This is a genomic window from uncultured Flavobacterium sp., assembly GCF_951805225.1.
Lineage (GTDB): Bacteria > Bacteroidota > Bacteroidia > Flavobacteriales > Flavobacteriaceae > Flavobacterium.
In genome coordinates this window covers 2,177,611-2,193,730 of sequence record NZ_OX638201.1, presented here as the reverse complement: position 1 = coordinate 2,193,730, position 16,120 = coordinate 2,177,611, and the positions used below count along the sequence as shown (strand labels likewise).

The window sequence follows — 16,120 nt, the reverse complement described above, 5'->3', positions numbered from 1 at the left end:
ATAATGAAAAAGAAATTAATAGCCTTGATGGTCTGCCTGCTGTTAGTCGGCACCTCGGCAAGACCTGCTGAAAAAACAATGGTGCTCCCGATTCTGGAGATTGTAAAGGCAGTCACCAAGAAAGTAATTAAAGCAATTGATCTTAGAATCCAGAAATTGCAGAATAAAACCATCTGGCTTCAGAATGCACAGAAGCAGGTGGAAAATGTACTTTCCAAATTGAAGCTCGATGAGATCTCGGACTGGACTCAGAAACAGAAAGATCTTTACAAAGGCTACTATGAAGAGCTGGCAAAAGTAAAGTCAATTATTACCTACTACCAGAGGATAAAAGAAATTACCAGAAAGCAGACACAGCTTGTTCAGGAATATGAAAGAGCCTGGAATCTTTTTAAGCAGGATACCCATTTTAAAGACAGCGAAATTCAGTATATGGAGAGCGTTTATACAGGAATACTCGAGGAAAGTGTGAAGAATATCGACCAGGTTTTTTTGATTCTGGATTCTTTTGCCACCCAGATGAGCGATCTCAAACGTCTTGAAATCATCAACAAGGCTGCTGATCAAATTGATGGAAACTATGACGACCTTACAATGTTTAACCAGCAGAACATATTGCTGAGTCTTCAGAGGGCCAAAACAGAAGCAGATGTAAAACAAGTGAAACAATTTTACGGAATTCCATAATTCAATAAAAAAAACATGAAAAAGATAGGTGTAATACTAATAACGCTCTGTGTTTTTAATCAAGGTATGAGCGGGCAGGCAAAACAGAGGAAGGAACTGATCCTTCAGATAGCGGCGCTTCAGGTTTATATCGACTATGCAAAGAAAGGATATTCGGCAGTATCAAAGGGACTCAATTTTATTGGGGATGCGAGAAAAGGAGAAGTCAACCTGCACGGTGATTATTTTACCTCACTTTTAAAAATCAATCCAAAGGTTCGGAATTATTATAAAACTGTTGAGATCATTTCCATGCAGTTTAAAATAATGAAACTCTGCCGAAAGACTTTGTCAGATCTTAAAACTGCTGATTTGTTTCATGGTAATGAACTGGACTATATAGAGAGGTCTTTTGGGAGGCTGCTTCAGAACTGCAGCCAGACTCTCGACCAGCTGCTTGTTATTACCACCGATGCAGAATTAGAGCTAAAAGATGACCAGAGGCTTGAGCGTATTGATCTCCTGCACAAAACTATGCTGGAGGATTATAATTTCTGTCTTTCTTTCTGCAGCGAAGCCAGACTTCTGGCGGTTTCAAAAACTGCCGACAAAGAGGATTCTAAAGGATTAAGTGAATTGTACGGATTATAAACTTGCGATGATGAAAAAGATATTATTGTTTATGGCAGTTATCTGCCTATTTCTGACTCCAGATAAATCAAAAGCGCAGTCAGCAGAAATTCAGCAGCTGATTTTGAATATTGAAAAGCTTTCCCAGTTCAAGAAAATTCTTAGTGATATGAAAAAGGGGTATGAGCTGCTTTCAGGTGGATACAAAACGGTGAAAGATATGGCCGAAGGAAACTTCAGCCTGCATAAAACTTTTCTAGATGCTCTTATGCAGGTAAATCCAGCGGTAAAGAATTACAAAAGGGTAGGAGAGATAATGGAATATCAGATTTCTTTAGTCAAGGAAAGCCGCAACGGAATGAACCGATTTATAAAAAACGGAAATTTCAGCGGACAGGAAATAAATTACTTTGAGAAAGTTTACGGAAACCTGCTTAATGAGAGCCTGCGAAATCTCGATGAACTTACGATGGTCATAACAGCTGATAAGCTCAGGATGTCGGACGACGAAAGACTAAAGGCAGTTGACGATATCTATGAGCAGATGCAGGATAAACTGCTTTTCTTAAGAAACTTTAATATCACATCGAATGTGCTGGCTCTTCAGCGGGCAAGGGAGAAAAATGATGTTTATGTCTCAAAGAGTTTTCAGGAATTTAAAGAGTAGAGTATGAAATGCCTATTAAACAAAAAAGCAGTTTGTGTGATGCTTATCATATTACTGCTTCCTTGCAGAATAATAGCACAGGGACTAGGTGATGATATGAGTAGTCTTCATGGGGTCTTAGACCAGCTTTATGATGAAATGATGCCGTTGTGTTCTAACCTAATTGCTGTAGGGCAGGGAATAGCAGGCTTTGGAACTATATGGTACATCGCCTCACGCGTGTGGAGGCATATAGCAAGTGCCGAGCCCATTGATTTTTATCCGCTCTTCCGTCCCTTTGTTATAGGATTCTGCATTATGATTTTTCCGTCGGTTCTGGCACTTATTAACGGAGTTATGAAACCAACTGTTACAGCTACTGCAGCTATGGTAACAGGCTCTAACAGTGCAGTTGCTGTTCTGCTTAAAGAGAAAGAAAAAGCAATTAAAGAAACCGATCCATGGAAGATGTATGTCGGCACTGCAGGAACGGGTGATCGCGACAGATGGTATAAGTATACGCATGACGGTGCTGATCCATCGGATGAGAGCATGCTCGCAGGCATAGGCAATGATGTAAAATTTGCCATGGAAAAAGCTTCTTACAGTTTTCGAAATTCGGTTAAGGAATTCCTGAGCGAGGTGCTGAGGGTTTTGTTTGAAGCCGCTGCCTTATGCATTGACACCCTTCGGACATTTCAGCTGGTGGTGCTTTCCATTTTAGGGCCACTGGTATTTGGAATAGCTGTATTTGACGGTTTCCAGCACACGCTCACTGTCTGGCTTGCCCGATATATCAATATTTATCTGTGGCTTCCCGTGGCCAATATATTCGGAAGCATAATCGGAAAGATTCAGGAGCTCATGCTCAAGCTGGACCTCTCTCAGGTGCAGGCAACAGGTGACACTTTTTTCAGCAGGACCGATATGGCATATTTAATCTTTATGATTATTGGAATCATAGGCTATTTTACGGTGCCTTCTGTTGCCAATTATATTGTTCACGCAGGCGGAGGAGGAGCCCTGGGTCATAAAGTGACAAGCATGTTTGGCAATTCAGCTAATTCTGTTGTGAGAACCTCTTCAAATGCGGTTGGAATGGCTGCTGATGCTATGGGAGATGCGGATCGGAGAATGAACAGCAGCATGGCTGCGACAGCAGGAAGCAGTCCTTATTTTACTGATAAAGGAAACTATATGAATGACAGGCTTAAAGGAAATTCTAAACAGACTTAATAACAGGAGCATATGTTTACCAGAATGAAAAACATTGATACGGCATTTAGATATGTGAGAGGTTTCACGATGGTTGTAATTGCAGGCTGCATCATAATAAGCTGCTATGCTGTCTATAAAAATTTCCAGACAGTGAGCCTTATGCAGGATAAAGTATATATTCTGGCAAACGGCAAAGCGCTGGAAGCTTACGCTTCGGAAAGAAAAGATAATATCGCTGTTGAAGCAAGGGATCATGTGAAAACCTTTCACAAGTTTTTCTTTACCCTTGATCCTGATGATAAGGTCATTAAAACCAATATCACAAAAGCGCTGTATCTGGCAGACGACAGTGCAAAACGGATTTATGATGACCTGAAGGAAAACAATTTTTATTCGGGTATTATATCAGGAAATATCAGCCAGACCATCCAGATTGACAGTGTGAGTATTGATATCCGTGAATATCCCTACCGTTTTAGATGTTATGCCAGACAGAACATTATCCGTACAACCAGTATTTTGAAAAGAAGCCTGCTTACAGAAGGTGCGCTTCGCAATGTATCAAGAAGCGATAATAATCCGCATGGCTTTCTTATCGAGCGGTTTAATACGATTGAAAACAAAGATCTTTCTGCAGAAACCAGAAAATAGAGATTTATGAAATCCTTTTTTACAAGACAGACTGAGCCTTTTGTGTATCACAAGTATTATCTGCTATTGCAGAAAAGATGGGCAGAAAAAATGATGAGAGTCACAGATGGGCTCTCTAAAACAAAACTGATCTGGGGACTTCTGTTCTTTACGGTTTTGACATCGGGTTATTTAATTTATAACCTGTATAGGACATTTTATAAACAAGCTGAGGTTTCAACAGCTTCAAAAAATAAGACAATCAATTTAAAAAACTAAAATTATGCAAGAGAAAACATTATCTCCAAAGGAATCTAAAAAGAGAAAGATGCTTTTAATGCTGCCTCTTATAACATTTCCATTTCTGACATTCTTATTTTATTCATTAGGCGGCGGAAGAATGGAATCCAAGATGGCAGGGAACGATGAAAGGAAAGGATTCAATTTTAATCTGCCACTGCCTAAATTTAAAGAGGATTCAGCACTGGATAAGATGAGCTATTACGATCAGGCGGCAGTTGATTCGATAAAACTGCGAGAGCAGATAAAAAAAGATCCGAACTATATTGATAATAAAGTCTCGGAAGATAAAGCAGATTCTTTTCCCACAAATGATTTTGAATCCCGCATGCTTCCAAAAAACAGATCGGCTTTTAATTCTCAGTCTTTTCAGGACCGCAATGAACAGAAAGTTTATGAGAAGCTGATGGCTCTTGAAAACGTAATCAGCCATCCTGCTGTCCCGACTTATGGCCAGGATATGAGGGAATTTGAGAATTACGGCACTTCTCGTGGAGAATCGGAAGATATTAAAAAACTTGAAGGGCTAATGTCGACGATGAGCACGCCCCAGGAACCTGATCCGGAACTTCAGCAATTAGGCGGTATGCTGGAAAATATTTTAGATATACAGCATCCGCAGCGCGTGCAGGAACGGCTTAAACAAACATCTGAGAGCAAAAAAGGCAAAATATATTCAGTGCAGAAAAAAGAAGCAGAGAATAACATAAGCTCACTTCAGCGGAATGTCGATTTGCAGACCTCTTTGAAAACAAATGAATTTTATTCTCTGGACGAAGCACAGCCTGCTGAAGAAATACAAAATTCTATTGAAGCAGTTGTGCATCAGACGCAGACTATTGTCAATGGTTCGGTGGTTAAATTAAGACTTGCGAATGATATTTTTCTCCAAGGAACAATGATACCCAGAAATACATTTCTGTATGGTATGGCGGCTTTAAAAGGAGAGAGGCTGGAGGTAAAAATCACAAACATCCAGTACAATAATTCGATATTTCCCGTCGAGATGGCAGTCTATGATATGGACGGGATTGAAGGCATCTATATACCCGGAGCGATTAACAGGGATGTGGCAAAAGCATCAGCTGACAGATCAATTCAGACTCTAGGTCTTACCGGGATTTCGGATTCATGGGGAGCACAGGCCGCAGGTATGGGCATCGAGGCAGCTAAAAGTCTTATGAGCAAAAAGGTAAAACTCATAAAAGTGGTTGTAAAGGCAGGGTATCGGGTACTACTGTACGATGAAAAGCAAAAGAATTTAAAACCTTAAAAGAGAGAAAATATGAAAAGAGCGAATTATTTGTTTTTAATCAGCTTGCTGATGGTTTGTGTTTCAGTTCATCCACAGTCAAACGCAAGGGAAACTGTCTTTTACGAAGACCAGTATAAAAATCTACAGGTAGGTTTTTCTAAAACCACAAGCATTATTTTTCCTTATTCAATCAAGAGCATAGATAAAGGAAGCGCAGAAGTGCTTGTACAGAAAGCAAAAGGAGTTGAGAATATACTACTTGTAAAAGCTGCTAAACAGCATTTTTTTCAGACCAATCTGACAGTTGTAACTTCTGACGGGAAATTGTATGTTTTTGTACTGAATTATGACGATTCCTGCCCTGACTTAAATTTTAAGGCTGAAAATGCAGTGGCTGCAAGCAGGGATGTGCTGTTTTCTTTAGAAAACGAAAATCAGAAAAGAATTGAACAGTGTGCTTTGGCTGCATATTCCAAAAAGAAAAAAATCAGTGGTCTAAAAAAATCAAAGTATCAGATCAGACTGGAGGTGAACGGCATCTTTATCCAGCAGGATGTTTTGTATCTGCGTGTTGTTTTTGAAAACAAATCAAAGATTAACTACGATATTGATCAGTTTCGTTTTTTTATCAGGGATAAGAGAAAATCAAAACGAACTGCCTCACAGGAAATTGAATTGGAGCCTTTGTATGCAACTTCATCGTCTTCTGTAATTCCTTATAAATCTGAAATAATAAAAGTCTATGCGCTGGAGAAATTTACTATACCTGAGAATAAGTATCTAACGATTCAGATGATTGAAAAAAACGGCGGAAGACATTTGGAAGTAGATATAAATAATAATCTGACTGATCTGGTTTTTCCGATTTCCGAATTAAGCAGTGACACTTTTTAAGCTTTAAAATAAATTATGATAATCAATTTAGCTGACACTGAAATGATGCTGTCGTTTGCTGAGGAAATGGCTTATAACGGCCATCGATTTGCTGCCTTTAATACAGAGGAGGTGACTGATACTTACACAATTGAGTTTTTTAGAAACCCATTGGATGCGAAGGAGTACTGTCTGGTTATGACCAATGATGCGAATTATTTTCAGAGCCTGCCGGTTGAATCAGTTATTGACGACTTACGAGCAGTTTTAGAGAGCGGAATTAATACATCCGATAATGAAGCTTTTGAACTTACTGGATTTGCTAAGCTATTTAGGGAGAGCAAAGAAATATTAGATAACAATTTAAATACAAATATTATGAATCAGAAAAATTTTGAATTCCTGAAAGACCAGCTGAAATACACTGGCTTTGGAGAGACGTTTGATGCTGAGCTGAGAGAGAAAATGATGAAAGGTGATCAGGATTTTAAAATCATGCACACCGGCATTATGAACAATGGTGTTCCAAATAAAGACACCCTAACTGTAGATTTAAATTTCAAAAAGTCTGAGCAGACAGATATGTATTTTTTTAATTCTTATCACGTCAATCTGCAGAAAGAAGAGAACAAACCTGGTCTGGAACACACCTTTTACATCAACAAAGACAGCGCCAGTATTACAATGAAAGAGGCTTATAATTTGATGGAAGGCAGATCTGTCAATAAAGATCTTAAAAATAAAGAAGGGGAGAGCTACAATTGCTGGTTAAAAATGAACTTCAAAGAATCAGATTCTCAGGGAAATTTTAAACTCAATCAATACCATCAGAACTACGGGTATGATCTGGAAGCAAGTCTGGCAAAACATTCAATCAAGGAACTCAATACTCCGAAGTATAAAGAAGACCTTTTGAATTCGCTAAAGAAAGGAAACCTTCAGTCGGCGACTTTTGTTGTCGGCGGTACTGAAAGTAAAATGTATGTGGAGGCAAATCCCCAGTTTAAGACTGTTAATGTTTATGATGAAAATTTACAAAGAATTAATCATCGAGAGAGCAAGGAAGAAAAAAAAGCTGAATCTCAAAAAGAATCAGTATCTAAAGATCAAAAAAAAAATCTAGATTCTGATGAAGGTGATTCAGGAAGGAAGGATAATAAAGTAAAGAAAAGAAAAACTCCTTCACTTTAAAAATTATGGAAAAATTAAAGCCTTTATCGGATTTTTTCACTGCAATAGAGAATGATTACCGGATTAGTCCGATGCATATTGCCATTTATGCAGCTCTATTACAATTTAGATCCGTTAATGGCTTTATTAATCCAATTTTTGTATTCAGCTCGGAGATTATTGTTATTGCTAAAGTTTCTTCAGCAAATACGTATCATAAATGTGTCCAAGAGCTTCATCAGTATGGATACATAAAGTATAGACCATCTTTTAAAAAAAATCGTGGCAGTGAAGTATATTTTTTGTTTTCAGCTGATGCGGACAACTAAATGTTCTGCAATTAATAAATTTTATGAAATAGTACAATGAATGAAATTGTAACCAAGGAAGATCTGAGACAGTTTGGTCTTCTTCTAGTAGATAAAATACAAGCTGTATTTAAAGATAAGGATTCTGGACGAAAAGAAACTTTGGAACCTGAATGGCTTAAAAGCAAGGCAGTGAGAAAACTGCTTGATATTTCAGCAGGTTCAGTTCAGAATCTTAGAACAAGCCAAAAAGTCCGTTTCAAAAAAGTGCTTGGCTCGTATTACTACAATAAAGAAGATCTTCAAAAACTATTTGATGATGATAAACACTAAAAGATTAAAAGAAAGCTATATAATGAGTTATCTGTCAATGTATAGTACTGATCCTAAACTAAATGTCTGGCATCTATCAATTTTGACAGCAATACTGGGATTAGGCTATAGGCAGGGACAAAGAAGAAGGATTAAAGTCAGCCGCAGTAAAATTATGGAGCTGTCACATGTGAATACGTTACCGACTTATCATAAGTATTTTAAGCAGCTTCAGGATTTAGGATACATTAAGTACACCCCATCTTATCATCCCGGATATAAAAGCGAAGTTAAGTTATGTAAAAAGAGGCTATCTCAAAATATTTGAGATAGCCTCTTTTAAGTTTAAAGATATTTTATAATTATTTATCACGAAGAAATGTTGTATTTCTTTTTGATTGCCTGAATTTCCTTTTCGAGCCTGCTGAGAACCGCCAAATCAGGCTTAGACATTTTGGACCCAGTTTTATTGAGTTTTTTCTTCAGAATGGACATTTCACGTCCGATTGTGGCCTGCTCAGTTATAGCATATGCCTCAGTCTGTTTTACCGATGCATGACCCAGCAGTTCCTTAACTACATTAATAGGTACGTTGTTATTTAATGTCACAGTGCTTCCAAAAGTACGGCGTGCCATATGCGTGTTTAATGTGAAAGGAAAGCCGCACAAGACTGCCACCTCTTTTAGATACTCATTCATTTTCTGGTTGGATGAAACAGGAAGCACGGTTCCACGCTGGATACACAGCGGGTGCTCTTTATATTTTTCAACTATTTTCAGTGCTTGGGGAAGAAGAGGGACATTAAATGATGAGTTTGTTTTCTGCCTTTCGGACATAATCCATAGATTTCCATCAATGCCTTCTTTGATATCAGTTTTCTTTAATTGATAAGCGTCTATGTAAGCCAGGCCAGTGTAGCATTGGAAGACAAATACATCCCTTACGACATTGAGCCTGTCAGTTGTGAAATAATGACTTTCAAGTTCGTACAATTCCTGTGCGGTGAGTGGTTTTTTTACCAGTTTTGTTTTACGTCCCTTAAAGTTCTTAAATGGGTCCTTGGTGATTAACTCCTTATCAATGGCGCGGATTACAATCTTTTTGAAATTTGCAATATACTTTAGGGTAGTGTTGTTGCTGCAGTCGCGTACAGTTCTAAGGTAAAACTCGAAGTCCTTTACAAACTCGAGATTCAAATCCGCAAATTCAAGATCGTGCTTTTTAAGCTTGAATTTTATAAAAGCTGTCAAATGGTTTTTAGTAATGGTAAACCGGTCAAGGGTGCCTTTTGCGTAGCCTTTTCCAAGAAGCGCCTCCATTTCATCATTATGCTTTTGAAATTCTTCGAGCACCTTAATCTTTGGCGCTGTCCTTCCCAAGACCTCGTCCATAATTTTCTCAGCGGTTATGGTTTTGCCGCTGTACATCATTTCGGTTTTGATTTCATTGATTTTTAAAGTCAGCGAATCCAAAAAGAAGTTCAGCGACTTTGCATCTTCCTTTGAGCCGACCGCTCTTTCGAACCTTTGATCCCATCGTGTATTATCCCATTTTCTCTTAGTTGAGCTTTCCTTACGGATACCGTCAACAGTTATTCTGAAATATACGATCCACTCTTTACTTTCTATTTTGGGTCTTTTTAAAAAGAATCCCAAACCAAAACTGCTTTCCAACATAATCCTACTTTTTAAATTAATAAATGTAGAATAATATTACTGTCAAATCAAGTCGTTAATCTCGTTAACCCCTGTAATATATGGGATTTTTGCTGTTTCTGGTGCACTTTTCTGCGCGCCGGAAAGTGCACCGATTCTGCACCTTTAATTTTGTGAGCATTTATAAATATTGAAAACAGGCAATAAAGCAAAAAAGCCAGTAAATCATCGGATTTACTGGCTTTAAGACATTTTTTAAGGCTTTTTGAAAAGATTGAAAAATTTAAATTTTCGTGCTTTTCGGCCTTTTCGTGGGGAGAGCAGGATTCGAACCTGCGAAGTTTTCACAGCAGATTTACAGTCTGCCCTCGTTGGCCGCTTGAGTATCTCCCCGATCTCAGCGTTAGTGCGCTTTGTTGTTCTAAGCGGTTGCAAATATAGGAACGTTTTTCATGTTTACAAACAAAAAATCAACTTAATTTTAAGTTATTTTAAAGTTATCTTTTAATCCATTGGAATTGAATAAAATAAAAAATATTAAATTATGACTTTTTTTTATTTATTTAAAAATATAGGATTATTCTTAAGTGTTTGTCGCTTATTCTTGACTTTTTATTCTGAGAATTTTAATTCGGAATTGCCGTTTTTACTCATAAAGCAAGAGAAAAAAAGATTAAATAAATTCTGTTTTCCGTAAAAAGTTAGATTTAGAAGAAAAAAAAGAAACAAGTGTTCGATATAAATTCTTTTCTAAGCTATTTTTAAGGCTGATATTATATTGTTTTAATATAAAGACAAGTAAATAGTGATTTCGTTTCTTATAATGAATTTAAACACGTTTACTGCTTAAAATTCAAATAGCACTTGATTTTAGATTAATTTTTAAAATATTTATTTGATATAGAACAAAAACAAAAAAATCTCCACTAGGGAGATTTTTTTGTTTTATTCTGAAATTGGTATTATTTAGCTAAAAGCTCTAATATTTTTGCTCTTAATTCAGGACCTCTTAAGTCTTGCGCAACTACTTTTCCAGTAGCATCAAGAATAAAAGTTGCCGGAATAGATTCAACTCCGTATTGTTTTGCAATTGGTTCTTCCCAAAACTTCAAGTTAGAAACGTGAGTCCAAGTTAGACCATCTTTTGCAATAGCTTCTTTCCAAGCCGCTGCTTCTTTATCAAGAGAAACACCAACAATATTTAAACCTTTTGCGTGTAGTTCTTTATAAATAGCTACAACATTAGGGTTTTCCTTTCTACATGGTCCACACCATGAAGCCCAGAAGTCTACAATAGTCACTTTACCTAAACTTTCTTTAAGCGAGACTACTTTTCCTGCCGGATTAGGAGCTGAAAAATCTGATCTTCATTTAGCGCTACCAACAGGAGCTGCTGACGCACCAACTGCAGGCATTTTTGCTTGACCTATTTTAGTTTTAATATCTTTTCCAGGAGTAGTGTTTTTTACAGACTCGTCTAATCCATTATAGAGAGTTTCGATCTTTTTAACATCAGCAGCTGGATCAGCAAGCATACTTTGAAGAATCAAAGCAGTAATGTATGATTTTGGGTGCCCTTCAGCGTAAGAAGTATATTTCTTTTTAGAATTTGCTTGTACTTCTGTTTGAAGTTCCATGTATTGTTTCATCAAACCATTGATAACTGCAGTATCTTGAGCTTGTTGAGCAGCTTGCATTTTCTGAGTATTTTTTTTCTGAAAATCAACTAAACTTTTTTGAGTTTTGTTAAGATCTTCGTTGAATTTCACATACTCGTCATTGTTATAAGTTCCAGAAATTTTAGATTTATGGATACTATCTTTATCAATTGCAACAGTAATTTCTCCTGTTTCTAAGATGAAAGGAAGAGGAGCATTAGAACCTTGAACAATTAATGCGTGAAATGCTGGTTCAGTTACTTTTCCTTTTATTTCGAATTTTCCATTTTCAACTTTTACTGTATCAAGAGCAACTGTCATTTTTGTTGTTGGGTCCTGACCTTGAAGAATGATAGTTTTTCCGTTTTCGATTCCTTTAGCTGTTCCGGTAATTAGATATTCTCCGTCTTTAACTTTGCTGCATGACATAATCGCTACAGAAGCGGTAAGTAAAAAAAGTATTTTTTTCATTTATAAAATAATTAGTTAATTGATTTGTGCAACAAAAGTATCTAAAAATCTAAAACTTAAAGAATTTTGGAACCTAAAATTTTGTTATAGTTTTTTTGAATCTAATCCTCCTGTAATCAGCTTGTTTGCTGGCTTTATTTGATTTAAAACTCTCGTTTACATTATTATTATGAATCTAAATTATCATTTTTTTAATTTTTAGACATAAAAAAAGCACTCTGTTGCCAGAATGCTTGTAAGTATATTATAGTATAAAAACTATTCTTGATTTGTTTTCTTTCTCCAAGTAAAAGAGTTCAAAATGTGTCTTTTTGCGAATCTTCCAGGAGAATCAGCATTTACCATTTTCACGTAAGTAGCTTTAGGAACACTGATGTATTCGTAAACACTTCCGTTAGAGAAATCGATGATTAAACGACCTTCAACAAATTTATAATCAGTAATTGATGAAGTTGCGATAGTCTCAGTATATTCAGGTAAATTTGCTTTAATCGTTTCAGGATTAATACTTACCAAAAAGTGATAAGCCTCAATAATAGCCTTACTTTTTTCTTCTGCAGCTTTTAAACCAGCATCATCACCTTGAAATTTATCAGGATGAGATTCTTTCATCGCATTACGATAGATTGTTTTCAAATCTTTTAATTCAGCAGTTTTGTCTACGTTTAGTAACTTGCGGTATTCAACTATTTTTTTCATAAATAAAAGGTAACTTCTTGTCTATTAGTTTGAAATGAGTGTTTTTTACTTCAAAACGACAAATTTTTTGCAAAGGTACACTTTTTTTTAACTTTTTACTTTTGATCGAAAAAATATTCCAAAAAAATGTAAAATATTGAGAGTTAGAAGTTAAAAGATTAGAATTTGAGACTGAATACTTTAGATACTTAAGTTTAACCGCAAAGCGCGCAAAGTTTTTTATGCATTCGTGATTTTTATAAAACACAAAGTTCGCAAAGCTTTATATTAAATTAGCTTTGCGAACTTTGCGAATACCTTTGTAAACTTTGCGGTAAAATCCTCATTTCAACCTGAAACCTGACTCGAGGCTGAAAGCCGAACAGGCGAAGCAAACAAAGAAAACCTGAAACAAAATTTTATTTATCCTCAAGTTTCTGATTTGCTTTATGAAAGTTTTTTGACTTCTTTGGATATTTATCATAACTAATATCGCTTGGGTTTTCAATTACCGATTTGATTGTAATTAATTCACCAACAGTATGATTTGCGTGAGCCATTTTATAATCTAAAAGATATTCACCACAAAAATAATTGTTGTTTTCATCTTTCTCCATGATACCGGTATAAATTCCTTTTTGCATCATTTTTTCTTCTGAACCTTTAGACATGACTTCTTTATTTAAAATTTGAAGGTACAAAGTTAATCAATTTATCTTTGTTTTAGGGAGTCTTGGACAATCTCAGTATATTTGCACATGCAAAAAAACTTCAAGCCACATCCTAATTCGTTCAAAAATACCTTTTGCGTGTTTCATGAAGTACTTTCAAATGAAATCGAAGGTTTAAAAAAACAGTTTGAAAGCAAAGCCGGAAGTACCTATTATTATACAGAAGCCGGAATGTATCGCGTTTCGAATCATTGGGGAAGATTGGCAAACAGCAAATGGCGTTTAGTAGCAATGGAACCGGAAACTCCAACTAAAACTAAAATAGGTTTTGCAGCATGGAATGAATTTTATCCGGATGATGCCGAAGAAAAGCTCTATTATATAGAAGCTGATTTCGATAAAAATATGGTAACATATCAGCATAAAAAGAATCCGAAATATGATGGAAAACCTGTTTTAAGAACAAGTTTTGAAACCACAAAAAGAATCAAACAAGTCAGGAATCTTCAACAATTAACGTCTTGGGCAAAACATTTTGATTATGATGATATAGATGATTTGAGAAAACAAATTATAACAGAATTGATTTTTACCGAGAAAACTTTAGACGAAATTAAAAGAGAAATATAATGGGACGCAACAACGAAAGGAATATTAAAAAGCACAATGACAAATTGCATAAAGCCCAAAATAAAGTAAAACAGGCCGAAATTGCAAGAAAAGAAAAGCTAAAAGAAATTATTAAAAAGTTCAACGAAGACAAGAAGGAAGAGAAATAAAAAAAGTTTCAGGTTTTATTTGTTTCAAGTTTCAGGTTTTTGCAACGAGTAACTTGAAACTTGAAAGCTGGAACGTGAATTTTACCGCAAAGAACGCTAAGAATTACGCAAAGTTCGCAAAGCTTTGCGAACTTTTTTTAGCCTTAGATATTTAAAAAAAAACTTTGCGAACTTTGCGGTAAAATTCTCATTTCAACTTGAAACCTGAAACGTGAAACGTGAAACCTGAAACAAAAAAAACAAAAAATATGAAATTCGAAGATTTAAAAGTAAGTGTACAGGAAATTATTGATTTAATTGCTGCAAAAAACGATAGAGAAGCTAATAATAAGTTACTTGAAGTAAATGAAACATTAGACGAAATGTTGGACCATGCAGAAGAAGATGAAGATTTAAGAGAAATAAGCAGATATCAGGTTTTATTGAATCAGCTGCATGTAAAAATTAACGGCGAAGAGCAAGTTGATGGAGAATAAAAAATGCTTTTGTGACACCGGTTTGTTGTTTGAGAATTGCTGCGGATTGTATCTTCAAAACAATCAAAAAGCACCAACAGCATTGGCCTTAATGCGCTCAAGATATTCTGGATATGCAACTCATAATGCCGATTATCTTTTAGAAACCTCTCATGTTTCTGAAAGACAATATTACTCGAAAGCAGAAATTCAAAAATGGGCGACAAGCAATAAATGGCAAAAACTCGAAATATTGAGTTTTACTGAAAACACAGTAGAATTTAAAGCCTATTTTTTAGATTCAAATCAAAAACCACAGACGCATTACGAATTTTCTACTTTTAAATTCGAAAATAATGCGTGGTATTATGTCGATGGAAAGTTTGAATAATTGCTAAATTTATAAGGAATTTCAACGTGTTTTGTTTCAATATTTTAACTAAAAATTAATAAACGTTTCTTTTTTCGTAATTCTAAAATAACGTAATTTTAGAATTATGAAAAACGAATTTAAAAAGGGTTTTTATTTTAAGTCGTACGAAGCCCCATTTCAGTCTCCGTTTGAAAAACTTTTTGGCATTTTTAAAGAGTTAATCACCCATACTTCGGGGGATTTTGATGAAGCTATAGACTGGCTTCGGGAGTTAGATAAAGAATATAAACTTACGGACGAGAACTACACAATCGATGATTTTATCGAAGATTTAAAAAAGAAAGGTTACATAAAAGACGAGGTTAAAGAAGATGGAACAGATGGTTTTGGTATTACTGCCAAAACAGAACGTGCAATCAGACAACAAGCCTTAGATCAGATTTTTGGTAATTTGAAGCGTTCCGGAAACGGAAATCACAAAACCAAACATGCCGGAAATGGCGATGAACATACCGGAGAATTTCGCGAATTTAATTTTGGAGACGGTTTAGAACGAATTTCGCTAACGGAAAGTCTACGAAATGCACAAATCAATAATGGAGTAGAAAGTTTCATGCTGACCGAAAATGATTTGGTTGTCGAAGAAACGCAATACAAAGCTCAAATGAGTACTGTATTGATGATTGACATTAGCCATAGTATGATTTTGTATGGCGAAGACAGAATTACTCCGGCCAAAAAAGTTGCAATGGCTTTGGCAGAATTGATTACGACGCGTTATCCAAAAGACACGCTTGATATTTTGGTTTTCGGAAACGATGCCTGGACGATTCCAATCAAGGATTTGCCGTATTTACAAGTTGGTCCGTATCATACAAATACAGTTGCGGGACTTCAGTTGGCAATGGATATTTTGCGAAGAAAAAGAAATACCAACAAGCAAATTTTCATGATTACCGACGGAAAACCAAGTTGCGTTCGCGAACGTGACGGTTCCTATTATATGAATAGTAACGGACTCGACGAATATATCGTAGATAAATGCTACACGCAGGCACAACAAGCCAGAAAATTACACATTCCGATTACGACTTTTATGATTGCAAACGATCCGTATTTACAGCGTTTTGTGAATCATTTTACTGAAGCAAATCAAGGAAAAGCATTTTATACCGGATTAAAAGGTTTGGGCGAAATGATTTTTGAAGATTATGAAACAAATAGGAAAAAACGTGTACGTTAATTTTAAGGTTCTAAGGGACTAAGCATCTAAGTTGCTAAGGTTTTTTTAGACAACGTATACACACAACGCATATCGTAGAGACGCACAGCAGTGCGACTAACACAAAGATTGGCAAAAAAGCTGTTAGG

General features: G+C 35.9%; 19 protein-coding genes, 1 tRNA gene and 1 pseudogene. 15 read left to right on the top strand and 6 right to left on the bottom strand.

All coding sequences use genetic code 11. The features are described 5' to 3' along the window. Positions 1-3: 3 nt before the first annotated feature. From WN975_RS09065 to WN975_RS09020, 10 genes are all read left to right on the top strand, one after another. Positions 4-687 (top strand): conjugal transfer protein TraI, encoded by a 684-nt coding sequence (locus WN975_RS09065; RefSeq protein ID WP_337966253.1) that lies wholly within the window; start codon positions 4-6, stop codon positions 685-687. Between the two features lie 15 nt (positions 688-702). After that, the gene (locus WN975_RS09060; protein ID WP_337966252.1) at positions 703-1,317 is read left to right on the top strand and encodes a hypothetical protein; all 615 of its coding nucleotides are present in this window, start codon (positions 703-705) and stop codon (positions 1,315-1,317) included. 10 nt (positions 1,318-1,327) lie between these two features. After that, entirely contained in the window at positions 1,328-1,963 is a 636-nt protein-coding gene (locus WN975_RS09055) for a TerB family tellurite resistance protein (RefSeq protein ID WP_337966251.1), read from the top strand. A 3-nt stretch (positions 1,964-1,966) separates the two neighbouring features. Then, a complete protein-coding gene (gene traJ / locus WN975_RS09050; RefSeq protein WP_337966250.1) occupies positions 1,967-3,178 on the top strand; it encodes a conjugative transposon protein TraJ in 1,212 nt (403 codons plus the stop codon). A gap of 24 nt (positions 3,179-3,202) precedes the next feature. Then, positions 3,203-3,811, top strand: a complete 609-nt coding sequence (gene traK, locus WN975_RS09045) for a conjugative transposon protein TraK (protein WP_337966249.1) — start codon at positions 3,203-3,205, stop codon at positions 3,809-3,811. Positions 3,812-4,073: 262 nt separating this feature from the next. Beyond that, positions 4,074-5,363: a conjugative transposon protein TraM gene (gene traM / locus WN975_RS09040; protein WP_337966248.1), complete on the top strand. Its 1,290-nt coding sequence runs from the start codon at positions 4,074-4,076 to the stop codon at positions 5,361-5,363. Positions 5,364-5,375: 12 nt separating this feature from the next. Then, the gene (traN, locus tag WN975_RS09035) at positions 5,376-6,239 is read left to right on the top strand and encodes a conjugative transposon protein TraN (protein WP_337966247.1); all 864 of its coding nucleotides are present in this window, start codon (positions 5,376-5,378) and stop codon (positions 6,237-6,239) included. A gap of 15 nt (positions 6,240-6,254) precedes the next feature. After that, complete coding sequence (locus WN975_RS09030; protein ID WP_337966246.1) at positions 6,255-7,409, top strand: hypothetical protein; 1,155 nt, start codon at positions 6,255-6,257, stop codon at positions 7,407-7,409. Between the two features lie 5 nt (positions 7,410-7,414). Then, positions 7,415-7,717, top strand: a complete 303-nt coding sequence (locus WN975_RS09025; RefSeq protein WP_337966245.1) for a hypothetical protein — start codon at positions 7,415-7,417, stop codon at positions 7,715-7,717. Between the two features lie 36 nt (positions 7,718-7,753). Beyond that, positions 7,754-8,029 (top strand): DNA-binding protein, encoded by a 276-nt coding sequence (locus WN975_RS09020; RefSeq protein ID WP_337966244.1) that lies wholly within the window; start codon positions 7,754-7,756, stop codon positions 8,027-8,029. Positions 8,030-8,377: 348 nt separating this feature from the next. Here WN975_RS09020 and WN975_RS09015 read toward each other — a convergent pair whose 3' ends face one another. From WN975_RS09015 to WN975_RS08990, 6 genes and pseudogenes are all read right to left on the bottom strand, one after another. Then, positions 8,378-9,685 carry a site-specific integrase gene (locus WN975_RS09015; protein WP_337966243.1) on the bottom strand — a complete coding sequence of 436 codons (1,308 nt, stop codon included), beginning with the start codon at positions 9,683-9,685 and terminating at the stop codon, positions 8,378-8,380. 291 nt (positions 9,686-9,976) lie between these two features. After that, positions 9,977-10,057 (bottom strand) — tRNA-Tyr (locus WN975_RS09010). 569 nt (positions 10,058-10,626) lie between these two features. Continuing rightward, positions 10,627-11,013, bottom strand: a pseudogene (locus WN975_RS09005) (TlpA disulfide reductase family protein); the annotation flags it as partial. An 18-nt stretch (positions 11,014-11,031) separates the two neighbouring features. Then, positions 11,032-11,793 (bottom strand): DUF4369 domain-containing protein, encoded by a 762-nt coding sequence (locus tag WN975_RS09000; RefSeq protein WP_337966242.1) that lies wholly within the window; start codon positions 11,791-11,793, stop codon positions 11,032-11,034. Between the two features lie 258 nt (positions 11,794-12,051). Further along, positions 12,052-12,492, bottom strand: a complete 441-nt coding sequence (locus tag WN975_RS08995; protein ID WP_099708339.1) for a KTSC domain-containing protein — start codon at positions 12,490-12,492, stop codon at positions 12,052-12,054. Positions 12,493-12,890: 398 nt separating this feature from the next. Next, positions 12,891-13,142, bottom strand: a complete 252-nt coding sequence (locus tag WN975_RS08990; RefSeq protein ID WP_337966241.1) for a hypothetical protein — start codon at positions 13,140-13,142, stop codon at positions 12,891-12,893. A gap of 87 nt (positions 13,143-13,229) precedes the next feature. Here WN975_RS08990 and WN975_RS08985 point away from each other — a divergent pair, with 87 nt between their 5' ends. The 5 genes from WN975_RS08985 to WN975_RS08965 all read left to right on the top strand — a co-directional run bounded on the left by WN975_RS08985 (position 13,230) and on the right by WN975_RS08965 (position 15,992). Then, the gene (locus WN975_RS08985) at positions 13,230-13,772 is read left to right on the top strand and encodes a hypothetical protein (protein WP_337966240.1); all 543 of its coding nucleotides are present in this window, start codon (positions 13,230-13,232) and stop codon (positions 13,770-13,772) included. Further along, positions 13,772-13,921, top strand: a complete 150-nt coding sequence (locus tag WN975_RS08980) for a hypothetical protein (protein ID WP_099708336.1) — start codon at positions 13,772-13,774, stop codon at positions 13,919-13,921. The genes WN975_RS08985 and WN975_RS08980 overlap by 1 nt, the downstream gene beginning before the upstream one ends. Before the next feature lie 248 nt (positions 13,922-14,169). Beyond that, a complete protein-coding gene (locus WN975_RS08975; RefSeq protein ID WP_055091558.1) occupies positions 14,170-14,397 on the top strand; it encodes a hypothetical protein in 228 nt (75 codons plus the stop codon). Next, entirely contained in the window at positions 14,387-14,767 is a 381-nt protein-coding gene (locus WN975_RS08970) for a YchJ family metal-binding protein (RefSeq protein WP_337966239.1), read from the top strand. Before WN975_RS08975 ends, WN975_RS08970 begins: the two co-directional genes overlap by 11 nt. Before the next feature lie 106 nt (positions 14,768-14,873). Then, a complete protein-coding gene (locus WN975_RS08965) occupies positions 14,874-15,992 on the top strand; it encodes a VWA domain-containing protein (protein WP_099708334.1) in 1,119 nt (372 codons plus the stop codon). The last annotated feature ends 128 nt before the right edge of the window (positions 15,993-16,120 follow it).

Coding starts and splice junctions, on each gene's coding strand:
- WN975_RS09065 (WP_337966253.1), top strand. CDS start 4: ATGAAAAAGAAATTAATAGCCTTGATGGTCTGCCTGCTGTTAGTCGGC.
- WN975_RS09060 (WP_337966252.1), top strand. CDS start 703: ATGAAAAAGATAGGTGTAATACTAATAACGCTCTGTGTTTTTAATCAA.
- WN975_RS09055 (WP_337966251.1), top strand. CDS start 1,328: ATGAAAAAGATATTATTGTTTATGGCAGTTATCTGCCTATTTCTGACT.
- traJ (WP_337966250.1), top strand. CDS start 1,967: ATGAAATGCCTATTAAACAAAAAAGCAGTTTGTGTGATGCTTATCATA.
- traK (WP_337966249.1), top strand. CDS start 3,203: ATGAAAAACATTGATACGGCATTTAGATATGTGAGAGGTTTCACGATG.
- traM (WP_337966248.1), top strand. CDS start 4,074: ATGCAAGAGAAAACATTATCTCCAAAGGAATCTAAAAAGAGAAAGATG.
- traN (WP_337966247.1), top strand. CDS start 5,376: ATGAAAAGAGCGAATTATTTGTTTTTAATCAGCTTGCTGATGGTTTGT.
- WN975_RS09030 (WP_337966246.1), top strand. CDS start 6,255: ATGATAATCAATTTAGCTGACACTGAAATGATGCTGTCGTTTGCTGAG.
- WN975_RS09025 (WP_337966245.1), top strand. CDS start 7,415: ATGGAAAAATTAAAGCCTTTATCGGATTTTTTCACTGCAATAGAGAAT.
- WN975_RS09020 (WP_337966244.1), top strand. CDS start 7,754: ATGAATGAAATTGTAACCAAGGAAGATCTGAGACAGTTTGGTCTTCTT.
- WN975_RS09015 (WP_337966243.1), bottom strand. CDS start 9,685: ATGTTGGAAAGCAGTTTTGGTTTGGGATTCTTTTTAAAAAGACCCAAA.
- WN975_RS09000 (WP_337966242.1), bottom strand. CDS start 11,793: ATGAAAAAAATACTTTTTTTACTTACCGCTTCTGTAGCGATTATGTCA.
- WN975_RS08995 (WP_099708339.1), bottom strand. CDS start 12,492: ATGAAAAAAATAGTTGAATACCGCAAGTTACTAAACGTAGACAAAACT.
- WN975_RS08990 (WP_337966241.1), bottom strand. CDS start 13,142: ATGTCTAAAGGTTCAGAAGAAAAAATGATGCAAAAAGGAATTTATACC.
- WN975_RS08985 (WP_337966240.1), top strand. CDS start 13,230: ATGCAAAAAAACTTCAAGCCACATCCTAATTCGTTCAAAAATACCTTT.
- WN975_RS08980 (WP_099708336.1), top strand. CDS start 13,772: ATGGGACGCAACAACGAAAGGAATATTAAAAAGCACAATGACAAATTG.
- WN975_RS08975 (WP_055091558.1), top strand. CDS start 14,170: ATGAAATTCGAAGATTTAAAAGTAAGTGTACAGGAAATTATTGATTTA.
- WN975_RS08970 (WP_337966239.1), top strand. CDS start 14,387: ATGGAGAATAAAAAATGCTTTTGTGACACCGGTTTGTTGTTTGAGAAT.
- WN975_RS08965 (WP_099708334.1), top strand. CDS start 14,874: ATGAAAAACGAATTTAAAAAGGGTTTTTATTTTAAGTCGTACGAAGCC.